Genomic DNA, 14,934 nt, shown 5'->3' on the forward strand with positions numbered 1-14,934 from the left:
CGGTGGTCTCGATGACGTCGATCTGCACGGAGAGCTCCTCGGTACGGTACGGGGCAGGGGTATCTGCGGGTGACGCGAGAGACCGGTCAGCGGGTCGCGACCGGCCGGCCGTCGGCGGTCCAGGCGGTCATGCCGCCGGCGAGGTTGGCGACGTCGTAGCCCTGGGCGGCGAGGAAATGCGCGGCCTGCGCACTGCGGCCGCCGCTGCGGCAGACGGTGATGACCGGACGGGCGCGGTCGAGCTCGAAGGCGCGGGCGGCCAGCTGGCCCAGCGGGACGTGGGTGCTGCCGGCGATGTGGCCCTCGGCGACCTCGGCGGCCTCGCGGACGTCGAGCAGGACGGCCTCTGGGCGGTCGGCGGCCTGGGCGGGGCTGAGCTGGGGGATCTGTGGGTGCATGGCTGCTCCGGTGTTGTCGGTCAGGCGAGGGTGAGGAAGAGGCGCTCGAGCTCGCGCAGGTCGACCTCGCGGGTCTCGCCGTCCTCGGCGGTCGAGCAGTAGCGCATCCCGGTGGAGATGACCGCGAAGCCGGCCTTGCTCAGCGCCTTCGACGCCGCGGCCATCTGGGTGACCACGGCCGAGCAGTCCCGGCCGTCCTCGATCATCTTCACGATGCCGCCGATCTGACCCTCGATCCGGCGGAGGCGCTTGACGACGTCGGCGAGTTCGCCCTGGGGGATGTCCACGTCCTCCATCATGCATACCCCCCGGGGTATGTGCAACCTGCCGATCCGTGGTGGTCGGCACAGCCGCGCGCACTTCCGCGTTGCCGGGCCGCGGACGGTCGCCGCGTGGTGACGCGCGGATCGAAGGGGAGGCCGAGGCGGCCCTGCGGGGCCCGGACGGCTGAGCTCGGGGGTGAGGTCGTCGACGGGGCGGCGTACGTCTACAACAGGGCGCCTTCCCCAGTCACTTTGCCGGCGGCGTAGCCATCCCCTCGAACCGGTCGCCCTTGAACGCCTTTGTGTCCGCGATGACAGTCGTCGCCCAGCCCAGCATGGAGTCACAGCTCAATGACGGGTAGCTCAGCCGTGTCCCACGACGAGCACGGCCTCGCATCCTGAGCGGAAGCGAGGCCGTGCTGGTGGGTGTCAGCGGCTCGGACTGATGGGTGAGCGGCGAGCCGGCGCGATGACGCGACGCCTCAGCGGACGGTCGAGTGGATCGTGGCCACGACGTCGAGGAGGTCGTTCAGGGTGCCGGGGAAGGCCTCCTGGACCTGTCCCGCCGTCCTGCGCTCAGGGGTGCCGACGCCGAGGCGCGCGTCGAGGTAGCCCTGCATCCGTGCGCGAGAGGCCTCCCTCGAGACGAGCAGTGGCACCGGCAGGAGCGCCACGCCCACGTTGGGATGCGTGAGGGCGGCGATGGCCACGTGCGACCAGGCCTGGTCGCAGTGGTGTTCCGCGATTGCGGCGATGGTCTGTGCGGTTGCGCGGGGGTCGCGGACCACCATGTAGGCGATCGACGGTCCTCGTTCGGCCAGGGCGGTGAGCGCGGACACGGGGGCGCGGTGCCTCACGGCGAGCCGCTCCGCCTCCCAGATGTCGACCTCGGCGGCCAGTTGCGCGGCCGTGGCGTCGTCCAGGTCGGCGATGCGCCTGACGATGGCGTCGCGGAAACGGCTGCTGGCGATCTGCTTGAGCTGGTCGAGGGTGAGTGTCTCGTCGCACTCGAGGGCGCATCGGACCATTCGCACGGAGTTGTCGGACAGTGGGTCGGCGTCAGTCCAGCCGCCCTGCGCGGCGAGGTCGAAGGCGGCTCCGCGGCGGCCGATCTCCTGGGCGATCAGTGGTGCGTCCGCTCCCGACTGGAGAGCGGTGAACTGCAGGACCTCGGTCGACAGCGTGGCGAGGCGGCCGGCGACGTCCCCGTTGAGCGTCCAGGGGAACGCCTCGCGGAGGCTGCCCCGGTCGACGTCGGCGGGCAGGAGCGCGGTGCGGTGCAGGAGGTCGTTGGTCGGGTTGTCGCGGAGCCGGGCGACTCGCTGCTTGCGGCTCATCCGGGCCAGTTCGCCGCACGGGCGGCAGAGCGGGCCGCTGGTCTCGCGGTACCGGCTGGGGCCGACCGGCTCGCTGCAGCGGTGGCAGTGTGCGGTGGCGGCCCGGGCGGTGTGTGCGGAGTGCGCCGCGGGCTGGACGGTCGTGCTGCTGGGGGCGGCCCCCGTTCGCGACGGGGGCGGGGTGAGGGAGTTGCGGTGGTCCGGCGATGGGGTGTTGCGCTTGATCATGCACGGCACCCGTGTCGAGCCGTCGCGGGTGCGCAATCGGCTCCAAGGTTGTTGCCGCCGGTGTACGACGATGATCGCGCGATGCAGTGGCCGGTGCCGGAGAGGACGGTGCGCCGTGCTGAGCGGCGCAGGGACCCTGCACGTTCATCGTCCGCTGTGTGAGAACGCTGGAGCGGTCGTCGCTGGCGAACCCAGAGGTTCGCCGTGCTCAGGGCTTGGGTGCCTCTGCAGCGGCGGGTCGGCCAGGTCGCCGCTGCCACGGTCGATTGCGGGCGCTTCGCTCCCCGGAACGGTGTCCAACGGGCAGCAGCGCCCAGGACAGACGGGGAGGAGCGATGTGGGTCGTGGTGCGCCAGGACGACTGGGTCGGTGGAGAGGACGTGCTCGGCGTCGTCGGCCCCTTCGGCACGGAGGCGGAGGGCCGGGCCCAGCTGATGGACATGCAGCGCCGGCTGCCCGCGAAGCCCTACCCGCGCGAGCGGCTGTGGCCGATGCCGATCGAGCTGGCCTTGATCGGCGCTGAGGGCACGGTGCAGCCGTAGCCAGCGGTTCGGCAGGGGCAGCGGGCGGTGTCAGCCCTCGGTCCTAGCCCCGCTCGCCCTGGCGGGTACGCGCCGACCCCGCGCATGGGGAGGCGGTGCCCGGCGTGGTGCTGCGGCCTGTTGACCGCGGGGAAGTCGATGGGCAAGACGCAGCGACCGGTGTAGGGGGTCCGCCCTACATGCGGGTGGGACTGCTTCAGGCGGTGATCCAGGGATCGTCGTCCGGTGCCGGTGGCTGCCGACGTGCGCAGCGGGACGTGGAGGTGCTGAACGAGCTGGCCGTCCGGGTGAACGCCTGGCGGGTCGACCACGCGGTGCGCCGGTTCGCGCCCTTGATGGCGCCGGCCCAGCTGGAGGAGGTGCAGGCCGCTGCCGCGGAGGCGCTGGTGCGGTCGGTCATGACCTTCGACCCGGCGCGCGGCCGGTTCGGGCAGTGGGCGTTCAAGGCGATGCGCGGGGCGGTGCTCCAGGCGGTGCACGCGCTGGTGGACCCCATGCTGAGCTGGTCGGAGTTCCTGAGCCGTCCGGCGGTCCTGGCCGCGCGCGAGGCCTTGTCCGGCTCCGGGCGGCAGGAGCCGACCCGTCGCGGACGTCGCGGCGGCGTGCGGGACCGGTGTGACACCAGGCCAGGTGGCGCGGGTGCTGCGGCCGGCGCAGCTGCGGAGCCTCGAGGGCTTCGTCGGCCACGACGGCCACCGCCTCGAGAACGTGCTGGTCGACGAGGGGACCTCCGTGGAGGACGCGGTGGTCCACGCGCTGCTCGGCGCCTCGGTGCTCGAGTCCGGGCTGGTCGAGCTCGACGCGCGGGAGCACTTCGTCATCGTCCGTCGCTTCGGACTCGACGGTGAGCCGGAGCAGTGCCTGGCCAGCATCGGCAGGCAGCTGAAGCTGACGCGAGAGGCCGTGCGGCAGATCGAGCGGAAGGCACTCGACCGGCTGCTGACCGTCATCCATGGCGCGCCGGCACCGCAGCGCTCCTCCCGCTGACCGATCCGACTGTGAGCCCGCACCAGCTGGTGCGGGCTCACAGTCGTTGAGCACCTCGTCGCTCTTGCCTACTCGTGTCGGCCGACCGGCACGGTCTCGGGTCGGCAGAGATGGTCAGGATCGCTGAGGACGGCGGCGATGATGGCCGTCGTCTCGGGCGGCGTGAGGTGCGGGTCGCGGGTCCAGAGGGTGAGCGCGAGCTGGCGGGCCGGTGGGGGCTGGCCGTCGAGCCACTCGGCCCAGCGGGCCTGCCGGACGCGTCGGCAGGCGAGTACCCGCACCAGTCTGTCCGCCTGCAGGTGGCGGAACTCGTCGGCGGTGGCGGCGTAGATGGCGGCGACGGCGGCCCAGGTGGTGGGGATGGTGGTCGCGATGTGGTCGCGGGTGCAGCCGCCGCCGGGCAGGTCGAGCGCCGGCGGGAACGGCTGGGGGAGGGCCAGGCTGGCCTGCCACCGCTGGGCGCGCCGGCCGCAGGTGGTGCAACGGCCGCGGACCGCGTCGCGGCGGCCGAGGTAGACGGTGCCGCCGTCGTCGCCGACGGGGCCGGGGACGGTCGCCCGCCAGGCGGGCCAGCCCGGGCCGGTGTGCCGCCGCCATCGCCACGTGGGGGACGGGCGGGAGGCGTCGGGCGTTTCGCTCACGGCCGGTGGCCTCCGGCGGTGGCCGCCAGCCGTGACGCGGTGGCGACGCCGGTCGGGGTTGTCGGCGGTGTGGGCGCGGCTGCGGCGGCGGTGCGCGGGCCGGCGAGGTCGAAGACGGTGGTGGGGGTGCAGAACTGGCAGCGGCACCACTCGGTGGTGGCGGAGGCGGGGATGGGCAGGCGGCCGTGGGGCCGGGCGGCGCGCTGGGCGGCGTAGTCGGCGAGCGCATCGCCGGGGGTCGTGACACCGGCCGGGTAGAAGACGACGACCTTGCCGTGCTGCACGTGGCCGACCCGGATGTCGTGGTCGTCCTCCCGCTGGGTGAGGTCTCTGCGGGTGACCGCGTCCTGGCGCACGGAGTTCTGGGTGGCGCCCGCGGCGGAGAGCATCGCGACGACCTGGTGGGTGTCGACGGCCCTGCCTCCCAGGCGGTGGAGGAGCGCTGCTGCGTGGTCTCGGGCGTTGCGCAGGCGCCATGCGGCCACGTTCACGCGGCCGGCGTGCGCGTACACGGAGATGGCGTCAGCGATCTGGCGGCCGAGGGCGTCGGCGAGCGCTCGCTGGGCCGGGGTGAGTCGGCGGACGGCGTCGGCGGCGCTGGTGCGGACGTTGAGGGCCCGGACGCGCATCGTCCGGTACCGCAGGGTGGCTGCCTCGACGGCGAGGAGGAGGTCCAGACCGTAGGGCTGGGGCCGGGTGAGGGTGCTGAGCGCGGCGGGGCGCAGCTGGCTGACCCGCTGCCGCAGGGAGGTGATGACCCGGTGGCCGCTGATCTCCTCGCTGATCCCGGTGTAGTCGGTGAGGCCGCAGACGCCGTTGCCGAGGAAGTTGTAGAGCAGGGTGTTGCGGGCGGCGGCCAGCCGCAGTGCCGTGTTGGGCGGGGCGACGGTGATCGTCAACTGGCAGTGGTCGAGCAGGTGGACGGTGACCGGCTGGACGGGGATGCCGTGCACCAGCGAGAGGGGGCCGAGCGGGCGGACGAGCGGGGACATGCACACCTCCGTGCGAGTCGGACAAGATCGACTGCAGAAGCGTGTGCTGTGTCTCGGACAGCGGATCGGGCCGGTGGATCGTGGGTGGCGGATCGCCCGCGCGCGTGCTCGGGGGCGTAGCGGTCGGAAGCGTGGCGGCGGATCGGTGCGACTGATGGTCGTGAAGGCGAGGACCCCGGCACCGGGCGGTGGCGGGGTCCTCGGGGAGCTGGCGTGCGAGCCGTTTGGCGGATCGGGTCTTGGTCAGGGGGTCATCCCGGCGACGGGCTCGTGGATCAGCCAGGGGGTAAGGAGCTTTCCCGTGTCCCGTGGAAAGGCCGCGGGGCAGCGGGTCGGGCCGGCGAGGCCGTGCCGAGTCAGCAGCATCTCGAGGAAACGCGTTGACGGCTTCAGCGCCGGAGGTGGGGCCGATGCGGCCAGCCACCGAACTCGTCAGCAGCTCGGTGGCATCGTGCCGCGCGCCGCCGTTGCCGAACGGGGTTGAGCTTGAGGCAGCCGGCGCGCACGCTGGGCGCGTGACCGAGCCGGCGTCGGAGCTCCAGACCGCTGCGGACTACCTCTCCGGCCTGACGGCCGCGGAGCATGAGGCCCTCCTCGCGCGCAGCGCGCGCGAGTACGCCGAGGGAGAGGGCCGGCCGGAGCCGCTGCACGCCTACCGGTGGGATGGGCCGGCGCCAGTGCATCGTGTGCCGCCCCCGTCCGCCGAGGTGAGCCCCAGCTGACCGCTCACCGCCTGGTCTGCGGTCAGTACCAGAGCAGAGCCGACGGTGCGGTCGCCGAGCCGTCGAAGGTGAACAGCTGGTCGCCGGGTCGCTGACCGACGACGCAGGTGTGCAGCCGCTGCCGGAGCAGGGCGGCGCGCAGCCAGGGCGGTACCGGCACGGTGCTGCCACCAGGGACGGTGAGCTCGGAGGCGTCGGCGGCGAGGTCGCGCACCTTCGCGCGGGCCAGCCGGCGCTCATCGGTGAGGCCGAGCTGGTGCAGTGCCCAGATGGCTGGCTGCACGGGGGCGCGGGGGTGTGTGCGACCTCAAGTGCTCAGGCGGTGGCGGGGGCGCCGGCGCGGATGGCTTCGACGATGGCCTGGCATGCCGGGCCCGCACGCCGGAGTCCGGCCAGCGCCCGCTCCGCCGCAGAGTCGTGCGCACTCCCGCGCACGCGAGCGCCATCCGCGCACGCGGCGCCGTCGTAAGCACGTGCTCGCACGCCGCAGAGGTGACGCTCGCCCACAACAACCTACGTGCGCCCGGACCGCAGGCACGGACGGTCGCCGTGCATGGCGCAGGACAGCAGTACGCCCAGGATGTGGTCGGCCGGTCCCGAGGCCGACCTCCTCAATCTGCTCGTTGGCCTCGGGCAGCAGCGCGAGACGGACGAGCGGCACGGCGGCGCGTCGTGGGCCGAGTTCAGCGACTGGTGCTGGGCTCTGGAAGCTCCACGTACGGCGGATTCCCTCGATCTCTTCGCGGCTGACCGGTCGACGCCCTTGTCGGTGGGTCAGCTCGACCGGCTGCGGCAGCTCGTGGCCGAGGAGCGGTCGTGACCGGCCGACCGGGATGGCGTCCGGCCAACGTGTACGTCCCACAACTGGTGGACCTGGACGTGCTCCGTGCCCGGTTGGCGGACTACATGAGCAGGCCTCGTCTGGCCGCACGGTCCGAGGAGACGTACGAGCAGTGCCTGAGCCGGTTCCGCCGCTGGTGCGAGAGTCGTGAGGTGGTGGCTCTGCCCACCTCAGTTCCGGTGCTGGGGGCATGGATGGTCGCGGCCCTGACCGGCGCGGCCCGAGTCGACGCGTTCGAGGCCACCGATGAGCAGGGGACGGTGCCGGAGGAAAACGACGAGCGGCCCCCCTTGTCGATGACGGTGATCGACCAGACGTGGGCGGCCCTGGCCTGGTGGCACCACGGGCAGAAGCTGACCAGCCCGACCGACGATGCGTGGGCGCAGACGGTCCGGCGAGGGCTGAGGCGCGCACTCGCAGGCCACCAGGTCCGGAAGGCGCATCCGCTGTCGCCTGACGACGTGCGGACACTGGCCTCCGTTGAAGCGACCTGGACGCCAGTGGGCCTGGCCGAGCGTGCGCTCCTGCTCGCCGCCGTCGATCTGCCGCTTCCGCTGGCCGAGCTGGCCGTCGTGCCGCCGTCCGCGCTGCAGTTGACCTCGCCGACCGAGGGGACCTTCAGCTGCTCGGGACGCACTGCGGCGCTCCGCTGCGCTGATGACGGCTGCGGTGCCGACTGCCTGCTGTGCGCACTGTGGGCGTGCGCTCAGCTGCTGCCGGCCGAGGCGCCCTACCTCTTCGGCATCGCATCGGGCGTTGATAGGGATCAGGACGATTACCGGGTGCGGGACAGCGGTGAGCATCGCGCCCAGGCCACATGGGCCTGGCGGACGGTGCATGCTCGGATGCGCAGCGGCAAGGGCTGCTGGCCGATCGAGCTGCGACAGCGGCGGGTCCACGCGCTCGGTCATGTGGCCGCCGATGCCCGTTTGATGGCCGGGCTGCGGCTCGGGCTGACTCTCAGTACGTCGGACGACGGGTTGAGGCTGCTGCAGCAGCGGGCTGGGCTGCTGCTCTCCTGGCATCGCGGGCTGCGCAGCGATGACCTGCGCCGCCGCTCCCGCCGTTGCCTGGAGCGCACTGAGCAGGGCTACAAGCTGACGGTCGAGGCATCGAAGGGGGATCGCCGGCGGCGGGGCGTCGTGCTCGGTGTCCGGCCAGCGCAGGATCCGCTGTTGGACCCGGTCGCGGCGCTGGACGACTGGCTGGCGGTTCTCGACGCGGCCGCCGCCGGCATGGTCGCCGAGGACGGGCTGCCGGTGTTTGTGCGCTGCCCCCGGGGAACCAACCTCGTGCTGAAGCCGGTGACCTACAACTGGATGTGGCGACACTTCGCCGACCTACAGCGGCGGGCGGGGTTGTCAGGCTTCACCCTGCACTCGACGCGGACCGGGTTCGCGGTGACGGGGGCCGATGCGCAGGCCACCGTCGACCAACTACGCCGGGTGATGCGTCAGGAGCGGGTCAACGTCGCGGTCGGCTACGTGATGGCCCGCGCGGCCCGCTCCCGCCCGGCGCCGCTGGCCCTGGCGCGCGCGGCAGGTGCCGCGTGACCGCCGTGGACTACCCCGCGGACGCTGCCGGCGCCGGGGCTGAGGTCGTGCGCGAGGAGTTGTTGGCCCACGGGGGCCTGGCGGAGGGGACGCTGGAGAACTACCGCGGCTGGGCGGAGCGGTACCGCCTCTGGTGCGAGCTGCACGGGCTGGCGGCGTTCCCTGTTGACGACGACGTTGCGCAGCTGTTCGCGCACGCGCACCACCCGCAGTGGCGGTGGTCGTATGCGAAGGCCCTGTGTCCCGCGCTGCGGCTCGCGCACCGGGAGCGGGGCCTGCCCCGCCCGGAGCTCAAGGGCTTGGCGGAGTACCTGCGGCGGCTGCGTACCGATGAGGAGACCGCGGCCCCGCAGCCGCTGGTGGAGGCGCTGCGGGCGCAGGAGGCGGACCGCATCCGCACCGCGCTTGAGGGGCAGGTGCCTCGGGACCCGCGGGTGGCGCGGATCCGGGCTGTCCTGGTGGTGTCCGCCGTTGCAGGTCTGCCGCTGCTCGAGGTCTCGGCCCGTCGCCTTGAGCAGCCTGATCTGCTGTGGGCGGAACGGCTGCAGACGGCGAACTTCCGTGCCTGCGCCACGGAGGTCCGGGTGCACATTCCGGGCGGGGAGACCGTCCTCGTCGACGCCCGGCGCCATCCGGTGGAGTTCGACGTGCTGACTGGGGCCCTGGCCGACCCGGCGCCAGGAGACTTCCCGCTCGCTGGCCCGCCTGGGGAGGCCCGGCGGCTCGCAGCGGCCGCCGCCGGGCGCTCGGGCTTGGCGGCGGCGGTCGGCCGGGGCCGGTTGGCTGAGCTCTCGCGCGAGGACCTGGTGTTCCTGCTGGCGCACGTGGACGAGGACCACCAGCGGCGGGTGCGGAACTGGGGGTACGCACTGGTCGGGCTGTTCACCGCCTGCCGACACGACGAGCTCTCCCACTTCATGATCGAGAACCTGCGGCCGACGTCGCAGGGCTACGACGTCTGGGTCGAGCGCACGAAGAACTTCCCGGAGGGCCACTGGTTCCCGGTTCGGCATGCCGGGCCCGATCCGCTCACCTGCACTCATCCGTTGTGCCCTGCGTGCGCGTTGCGCCGTCAGCGCGACCTGGTCGAGCGGGCCCACGGCCGCTCCACCGGCCCGGTGTTCGCCACCCGCTACGCCGGCGAGTGGCGGGTGATGACCCGGCAGAACGGGCGCCTGGTGGTGCAGGATCTGTGGGACCGGGCGGGCCTTCCGCAGGGCAAGCGCGTGGCGACCCGGGCGCTGCGGGCCGGTGGCATCACGACCTACAGCGAGGCCGGCTGGGAGCGCTGGCGGATCGCCGACGAGGTGTCCTTCCACCGGGACCTCAACGTGCTGGAGCTCTACGTCCGTAAGCGCGACCCGTTCTCCGACGAGTTCTTCCTGCCCGTGTAGGCGGCGCACCGTCCGCGGACCCGGACGCCAGCGCCAGCCGGCCCGAGCTTGCCCTCGGGCCGGCGGGGTGCGTCCCCGGCTGCCGGGCTGGGCGGTCAGCCGGACAGCCCGATTCGGGCGACCAGCTCGCGGACCGGGTTGTTGTGCTCGCGGTCGTGCGTGCGCTGGTAGCGCATGAGGGTGTTCATGTCGCGGTGCCGGGTGACCTCGGCGATCGCGGCGATGCTCATGCCCTGCTTCAGGCACTCCGTGACCCAGCCGACCCTGCATGAGTGCCCGCCGAACGGGTTGCGCCACCGGCGGCGCTCTTCCGGGTCGGTGGGCGGGGTGGCCAGCCCGGCGGCGATGCAGTGCCGCTGCACCATCGCGTTGAAGCCGTGCTCGTCCAGCGGGCGCAGCCGGCCGGTGCGGTCGCGGCGGGCGCGGCCGTTGCGGTCGACGGAGACGAACACCGGGGCCTGCGGGGTGGCGGTGACCGGGTCGGCGCCGAGCAGCGCGGTCACGTGGGCGCGCCAGGCGGTCAGCGCGGTGACCGGGCACATCATCGGGTCGGTGACCGGCGGCAGCCACAGCTCGTACCCTTCGCCTTCCTGATCGTTCTTAGCACGGGACAGGAACAGCCGGATCTGGCCGCCCTCCCACGTCAGGTCGGCCCAGGTGAGGTGGGTCAGCTCGGTGCGGCGCAGCGCGGCGAAGAACCCGGTCAGCAGGGCGGCCGCGTCGCGCAGCTCGGCGGTCAGCAGCTCGGCGGCACCCGTGGCCAGGCAGCCTCGCAGCGCGGCGTCCAGCCGCCCCGGCGTCGCGTCCAGGTCGAGGTCGGACGGCAGCCGCCGGTCCAGCAGCTGGTAGACCGCCTCCCGAGTCATCCGCCGCCCGCCCGGGTGCACGGTCACCTCGTTCAGGTGTGGCGCGACTTCGCGGAGTTCACGCAGCGCGGTGACGAGGCACAGCCGCGGGTCGCGGTGCGCGGTGACGGTGCTGGTGCGCTCGGGGCCGCCGCGGCGGCCCGGCGGCAGCGTGACGCTGGCCCGCATGCCCTCGACGACGATGGCCGGCCAGCGCAGCCGGGCCAGCTGGCCGCCCGTGGCGCGGGTGCGGGCGCGCAGCAGCAGCAGGGCGTGGTCGCGGCGCTGGGCGAACCGGGCGGCGTGCACCACGGTGAGTACCTGCCGCAGCCGGGGCAGGTCGAGGGCCGCCTTCGCGTACCGGGGGCGGACGGAGAACGCGCGCCGGACGCCGCGCAGCATGGTGCGCAGCTGCTCGTCAGCGCCGGGCTTGGGCCGGCCGAGCAGCTCGAAGGCCTTGTCGATGGCGGCGAGCCGGGTGGCGACCGAGACGGCGGCGACCGCCGGGACCAGCTTGCCGTCCGGGGTGCGCCGGGGCCGACCGTGCTCGTCGTAGGCGACGGCGTAGCCGCTCAGGTGCAGGCCGACCTGATGCGGGGTGGCCTGGAGCGGGTCGATGCCGCGGGCGCGGCACCAGGTCGCGAACCCGTGCACGTGGGAGCTGTAGCTAGCCCGGGTGGTGGGAGCCAACGCGTTGGCGGCCAGCTCCTCGGCGACGGCCAGCTCGGCCAGCAGGACGGCCGGCACCGCGCCGCCGACGGTAGGCAGTTCCTCGGCTGGCGGCCTGGGCCCGCGGCCGAACAGGGCGACGACCGCGTCACGGTCGCGCAGGTCGTCGGTGCCGGCCGGCGCGGGCCACACCGCCGGTGCGGCGGGGGGCTCGTCGGCGGCGAGGACGGCGACCAGATGAGGGCGCGGCGAGCGGGTGGGGGCGGGGGTGGGCATCGGGGGTCCTGTCCGTCGACGGTGCGGTCGGACGGGACGGTGACGGTGGACGCCGCAGCGGCATTCATCCACGGACCTGCAGAAACGGCATGTCGGTGTGAAGTTCGGCGTCCGTGAAGGGCGGTTCACGCACGCCGAACTTCACACTGTTCGGGTTCGTCGTTGGTCCCCGATCAGCCGATGCGCGGGCGTCGTCGGTCGTTCGGTGTCGCAGCGTCGGGGACTGGCGTCGGTCGTCGTGTGGACGGTAGGTCCGTGACGCTCTGATCAGGCCCCCGCCGGTGCGGTGATCATCTCGAGGATGCCGGGGTCCCCGAGGCGCCGGAGGGACTGCCAGATCTCCCAGTCCCATCGACGCCGTCCCCAGGCAATGTGCGCGGTGCTCGGTGCTCCCGCGATCGCCGCCAGCACGGCGCCACGGGCCACGAGCGCGTCGTCGAAGGGGTCCGTGTGCAGGTCTCGACGGTGCAGCAGCCGCCACGCGACCTCGAACTGTCGGACGTCGAACGGCGGTCGGCACTCGGCCAGGAGGGCGGCGCCGAACACGGCGACCGGGTACAGCCGGACCGCCCGGTAGGAGATGACGCCGCTCAACCGGTCGTGCAGCTCGAGGAAGACCGGCGCGGCCTCGGGACCGCCGATCCACGTGATCGTCACGTGGTCCCCGCGGGTCTTGACAGTGAGGCCGGGCAGGTCGAGGACCTGACGGAGGCGGGCGGCGATGCGCGGGGTCGTTCGCGGCCAGCGGTTGTGCGTCTGCGTGATGTACATGGCCCTCAACGTCCGGCCGGCGCCCTAATCCGCAGTCGCCCTCCCTGTGGACACGCAACGAGTGGTACTGGCTGCTCGATGGGTCGCCGCGGAGGCGTCCGCTCGGTGCAGGTCGCCCCGCTATCCCTGGTCGTCCTGGGGGACCCGCCACACCGGGCAGACGCCGTCACGGCCCTGCGCGGCGCTCATGCCGGCCCGGAACCGTCGTACCGTGTTCCGCGCTTCCGTCGGCGGAGCGGCCTAGCCTGCGGCCTTGTGTCCCGAGTGCGGAAACAGGTTCTCCGCATCCCACCCGGGGTGACCCTCGCCTACTACCCGGCGCTCGCCGCGGAGCTGGACCCGGACGAGGGTCCGGCGGACCGCATCCCGGCCGGCGGTGGCAAGGACGTCGGCTGGATCTGCGACAAGGGCCCCGACCACAGGTGGCAGGCGCCGCCGCGCCGCCGGGTGGCCAACGGCGCTGGGTGCCCGTGCTGCACCGGCAAGAAGCCCTCGGTGACCAACAGCCTCGCCGGGCGGTTCCCGGCGCTCGCCGCCGAGCTCGACGTGGAGGCGCCGGCGACCTGTGGGCTGACCGCCGACCAGATCATCGCCGGCTCCCACCGCCGCGTCGGCTGGCGCTGCAGCACCTGCGACCACCGCTGGGAGGCGCAGATCGGCCCCCGCACCGAGCGCGGTGTCGGCTGCCCGGCCTGCGCCGGATCGGTCGTGACCGACACCGGCAACCTCGCAGTCGCCCGGCCGGAGGTGGCCGCGCAGTGGCATCCCACCCGCAACGGCCGGCGGCGACCGCAGGACGTCCGCCCCGGCAGCTCGACCCGGGTGTGGTGGCTGTGCCCGGTTCATCCGGATCACGAGTGGCGCGCCACCCCGAACGCGCGCACGAAGCCGGTGCAGCCGACCGGCTGCCCGGCATGCGCCGGCTACCAGCTGTCGGCGACGAACAACCTCGCGGCCCGCTCCCCGGCGATCGCTGCCCAGTTCGACCCGGCGCTCAACGACGGCCGCCGCCCCGAGCAGGTCCTCGCCGGCACCAAAGAGGCGGTCACCTGGCGCTGCGACCGCGGCCCGGACCACGTCTGGCGCGTCTCGGTGGTCTCCCGCACGTCGCAGAACAACGGCTGCCCGTGCTGCGCCGGCAAGCAGCTGTCACTGACCAACTCGCTGGCCCGCCATCCCGAACTGGTCGCCCAGTTCGACCACGAGGCGAACGCGCCCGCGACCCCGCTCATGCTGGGGGAGTCCTCCGGCAAGCCGGTCTGGTGGCGCTGCCCGCACGGGCCCGACCACCGCTGGCGCGCCCGCGTGGCCTCCCGCGCCCTGCACCAGCGCGGCTGCCCGTTCTGCTCCCGCAACCGGGTGTCGGTCACCACCAGCCTGGCGACCCGCTGCCCGCAGGCCGCCCGCGACCTCGACCCGACGCTCAACGGCGGCCTGACCGCCGCGCAGATCACCGCCGGCAGCGGTCGCAAGGTCACCTGGTCGTGTCCCAACGGGCTCGGGCACACCTGGCAGACCACCGTCGCGAGCCGGGTCAACGCACTGACCGCCGGGCACGGGGACTGCCCGCAGTGCAAGCCCCGTGACGTCTCGCAGCGGCAGTTGGCCGTCGCGTCCGCGCTCGCGCACGCCCTGCCCGGCTTGCGCGTGGATCCGCGGCCCGAGGCGGTCGTCACCGCCGGCGGCCGCTGGCGGCCGGACATCACCGTGGCCGAGCTGCGCCTGGTCGTGGAGTACGACGGCGCCTTCTACCACCGCGACCGCGGCGCTCATGACGTCCGCAAGTCCGCCGACCTGCGCTCCGCCGGCTGGACGGTGGTGCGCATGCGGGAGCAGCCGCTGCCGCTGCTCGACCCGGATGACCTGCCGGTGCCGGTGCGGCCGGCGGCCGCCGCCGACGAGCTGGTTGCCCTGCTGCTAGCCCACCTGCGGGCGGTGCTGCCGCCCGCAGCCCGGCACCTACTGGAGGCGGCGCTGGGCCGGGCCGCCGCAGCACCGCGGCGGCCGTGGCGCTGGCAGGCCCCGCCGGGGCGCTTCCACACTGGGCTGGACCTGCTCGCCGCGTTTGCGGAGCGCGAGGGGCATGCGTGTCCGCCCAGCGAGCATCAGGAGGACGGCTTTGCCCTCGGCCGGTGGGTGATGGCGCAGCGGCGCCTGCACCGCGCCGGCAAGCTCCCCCCGCCCCAGGCCGCTCTGCTCACCCGCCTGACCGGCTGGATCTGGGACTACCAGGCCGACCGGTGGATCCGGTTCGAGGACGCGTTGGCCAGCTACCTCGCCCGCGAAGGAACGGCCCGTGTGCCCCAAGAGCACGTCGAGGACGGCTACCGGCTTGGGCAGAAGGTCGCGAACCTCCGCCTGCAGCACCGACGGGGGCAGTTGAGCCGGGAGCGAGCCGCACAGCTCGAGCAGCTGCCCGGATGGACCTGGGGCATCCGGCGGTCCTCTCGACGCCCGACGGGATAACGGCTAGCA

At 73.6% G+C, this 14,934-nt stretch carries 16 protein-coding genes; 7 read left to right on the forward strand and 9 right to left on the reverse strand.

The features are described 5' to 3' along the window. Positions 1-86 precede the first annotated feature (86 nt). The 3 genes from ACI79L_RS20080 to ACI79L_RS20090 all read right to left on the reverse strand — a co-directional run bounded on the left by ACI79L_RS20080 (position 87) and on the right by ACI79L_RS20090 (position 1,998). Complete coding sequence (locus ACI79L_RS20080; protein ID WP_456938479.1) at positions 87-398, reverse strand: rhodanese-like domain-containing protein; 312 nt, start codon at positions 396-398, stop codon at positions 87-89. A 20-nt stretch (positions 399-418) separates the two neighbouring features. Further along, a complete protein-coding gene (locus tag ACI79L_RS20085; protein WP_456938480.1) occupies positions 419-685 on the reverse strand; it encodes a metal-sensitive transcriptional regulator in 267 nt (88 codons plus the stop codon). Positions 686-1,143: 458 nt separating this feature from the next. Beyond that, positions 1,144-1,998, reverse strand: coding sequence for a hypothetical protein (locus tag ACI79L_RS20090; RefSeq protein WP_456938481.1), 855 nt, complete (start codon positions 1,996-1,998; stop codon positions 1,144-1,146). A gap of 563 nt (positions 1,999-2,561) precedes the next feature. Here ACI79L_RS20090 and ACI79L_RS20095 point away from each other — a divergent pair. Next, the gene (locus tag ACI79L_RS20095) at positions 2,562-2,768 is read left to right on the forward strand and encodes a hypothetical protein (protein ID WP_456938482.1); all 207 of its coding nucleotides are present in this window, start codon (positions 2,562-2,564) and stop codon (positions 2,766-2,768) included. A gap of 196 nt (positions 2,769-2,964) precedes the next feature. Here ACI79L_RS20095 and ACI79L_RS20100 read toward each other — a convergent pair whose 3' ends face one another. Next, positions 2,965-3,264: a hypothetical protein gene (locus ACI79L_RS20100; protein ID WP_456938483.1), complete on the reverse strand. Its 300-nt coding sequence runs from the start codon at positions 3,262-3,264 to the stop codon at positions 2,965-2,967. A gap of 119 nt (positions 3,265-3,383) precedes the next feature. On the opposite strand from ACI79L_RS20100, the gene ACI79L_RS20105 reads away from it, so the two are divergent. Continuing rightward, a complete protein-coding gene (locus tag ACI79L_RS20105) occupies positions 3,384-3,755 on the forward strand; it encodes a sigma factor-like helix-turn-helix DNA-binding protein (RefSeq protein WP_456938484.1) in 372 nt (123 codons plus the stop codon). 68 nt (positions 3,756-3,823) lie between these two features. On the opposite strand, the gene ACI79L_RS20110 is transcribed toward ACI79L_RS20105, so the two are convergent. Continuing rightward, the gene (locus ACI79L_RS20110; RefSeq protein ID WP_456938485.1) at positions 3,824-4,396 is read right to left on the reverse strand and encodes a hypothetical protein; all 573 of its coding nucleotides are present in this window, start codon (positions 4,394-4,396) and stop codon (positions 3,824-3,826) included. After that, a complete protein-coding gene (locus ACI79L_RS20115) occupies positions 4,393-5,388 on the reverse strand; it encodes a hypothetical protein (RefSeq protein WP_456938486.1) in 996 nt (331 codons plus the stop codon). Before ACI79L_RS20115 ends, ACI79L_RS20110 begins: the two co-directional genes overlap by 4 nt. A gap of 515 nt (positions 5,389-5,903) precedes the next feature. On the opposite strand from ACI79L_RS20115, the gene ACI79L_RS20120 reads away from it, so the two are divergent. Next, positions 5,904-6,110 carry a hypothetical protein gene (locus ACI79L_RS20120; RefSeq protein ID WP_456938487.1) on the forward strand — a complete coding sequence of 69 codons (207 nt, stop codon included), beginning with the start codon at positions 5,904-5,906 and terminating at the stop codon, positions 6,108-6,110. A gap of 22 nt (positions 6,111-6,132) precedes the next feature. Here ACI79L_RS20120 and ACI79L_RS20125 read toward each other — a convergent pair whose 3' ends face one another. After that, positions 6,133-6,393 (reverse strand): hypothetical protein, encoded by a 261-nt coding sequence (locus ACI79L_RS20125; RefSeq protein WP_456938488.1) that lies wholly within the window; start codon positions 6,391-6,393, stop codon positions 6,133-6,135. Positions 6,394-6,663: 270 nt separating this feature from the next. Between ACI79L_RS20125 and ACI79L_RS20130 the strand changes: the two genes are divergently transcribed. The 3 genes from ACI79L_RS20130 to ACI79L_RS20140 are packed head-to-tail and all read left to right on the forward strand — an operon-like array spanning position 6,664 to position 9,898. Beyond that, entirely contained in the window at positions 6,664-6,930 is a 267-nt protein-coding gene (locus ACI79L_RS20130) for a hypothetical protein (RefSeq protein ID WP_456938489.1), read from the forward strand. Further along, positions 6,927-8,504, forward strand: a complete 1,578-nt coding sequence (locus ACI79L_RS20135) for a hypothetical protein (RefSeq protein WP_456938490.1) — start codon at positions 6,927-6,929, stop codon at positions 8,502-8,504. Before ACI79L_RS20130 ends, ACI79L_RS20135 begins: the two co-directional genes overlap by 4 nt. Then, positions 8,501-9,898, forward strand: coding sequence for a hypothetical protein (locus ACI79L_RS20140; protein ID WP_456938491.1), 1,398 nt, complete (start codon positions 8,501-8,503; stop codon positions 9,896-9,898). Before ACI79L_RS20135 ends, ACI79L_RS20140 begins: the two co-directional genes overlap by 4 nt. Before the next feature lie 95 nt (positions 9,899-9,993). On the opposite strand, the gene ACI79L_RS20145 is transcribed toward ACI79L_RS20140, so the two are convergent. Both ACI79L_RS20145 and ACI79L_RS20150 read right to left on the reverse strand, forming a co-directional pair. Continuing rightward, a complete protein-coding gene (locus ACI79L_RS20145; protein WP_456938492.1) occupies positions 9,994-11,688 on the reverse strand; it encodes a tyrosine-type recombinase/integrase in 1,695 nt (564 codons plus the stop codon). Positions 11,689-11,955: 267 nt separating this feature from the next. Then, positions 11,956-12,459, reverse strand: a complete 504-nt coding sequence (locus tag ACI79L_RS20150) for a hypothetical protein (RefSeq protein ID WP_456938493.1) — start codon at positions 12,457-12,459, stop codon at positions 11,956-11,958. Between the two features lie 297 nt (positions 12,460-12,756). Between ACI79L_RS20150 and ACI79L_RS20155 the strand changes: the two genes are divergently transcribed. Further along, positions 12,757-14,925 (forward strand): zinc-ribbon domain-containing protein, encoded by a 2,169-nt coding sequence (locus tag ACI79L_RS20155; protein WP_456938494.1) that lies wholly within the window; start codon positions 12,757-12,759, stop codon positions 14,923-14,925. The last annotated feature ends 9 nt before the right edge of the window (positions 14,926-14,934 follow it).

The organism is Geodermatophilus sp. SYSU D00684 (assembly GCF_054050455.1).

Bases quoted from the DNA above. Each gene is read 5' to 3' on its own strand.
- ACI79L_RS20080 (WP_456938479.1), bottom strand. From the start codon at position 398: ATGCACCCACAGATCCCCCAGCTCAGCCCCGCCCAGGCCGCCGACCGC.
- ACI79L_RS20090 (WP_456938481.1), bottom strand. From the start codon at position 1,998: ATGAGCCGCAAGCAGCGAGTCGCCCGGCTCCGCGACAACCCGACCAAC.
- ACI79L_RS20095 (WP_456938482.1), top strand. From the start codon at position 2,562: ATGTGGGTCGTGGTGCGCCAGGACGACTGGGTCGGTGGAGAGGACGTG.
- ACI79L_RS20100 (WP_456938483.1), bottom strand. From the start codon at position 3,264: ATGGGGTCCACCAGCGCGTGCACCGCCTGGAGCACCGCCCCGCGCATC.
- ACI79L_RS20115 (WP_456938486.1), bottom strand. From the start codon at position 5,388: ATGTCCCCGCTCGTCCGCCCGCTCGGCCCCCTCTCGCTGGTGCACGGC.
- ACI79L_RS20130 (WP_456938489.1), top strand. From the start codon at position 6,664: ATGGCGCAGGACAGCAGTACGCCCAGGATGTGGTCGGCCGGTCCCGAG.
- ACI79L_RS20145 (WP_456938492.1), bottom strand. From the start codon at position 11,688: ATGCCCACCCCCGCCCCCACCCGCTCGCCGCGCCCTCATCTGGTCGCC.
- ACI79L_RS20150 (WP_456938493.1), bottom strand. From the start codon at position 12,459: ATGTACATCACGCAGACGCACAACCGCTGGCCGCGAACGACCCCGCGC.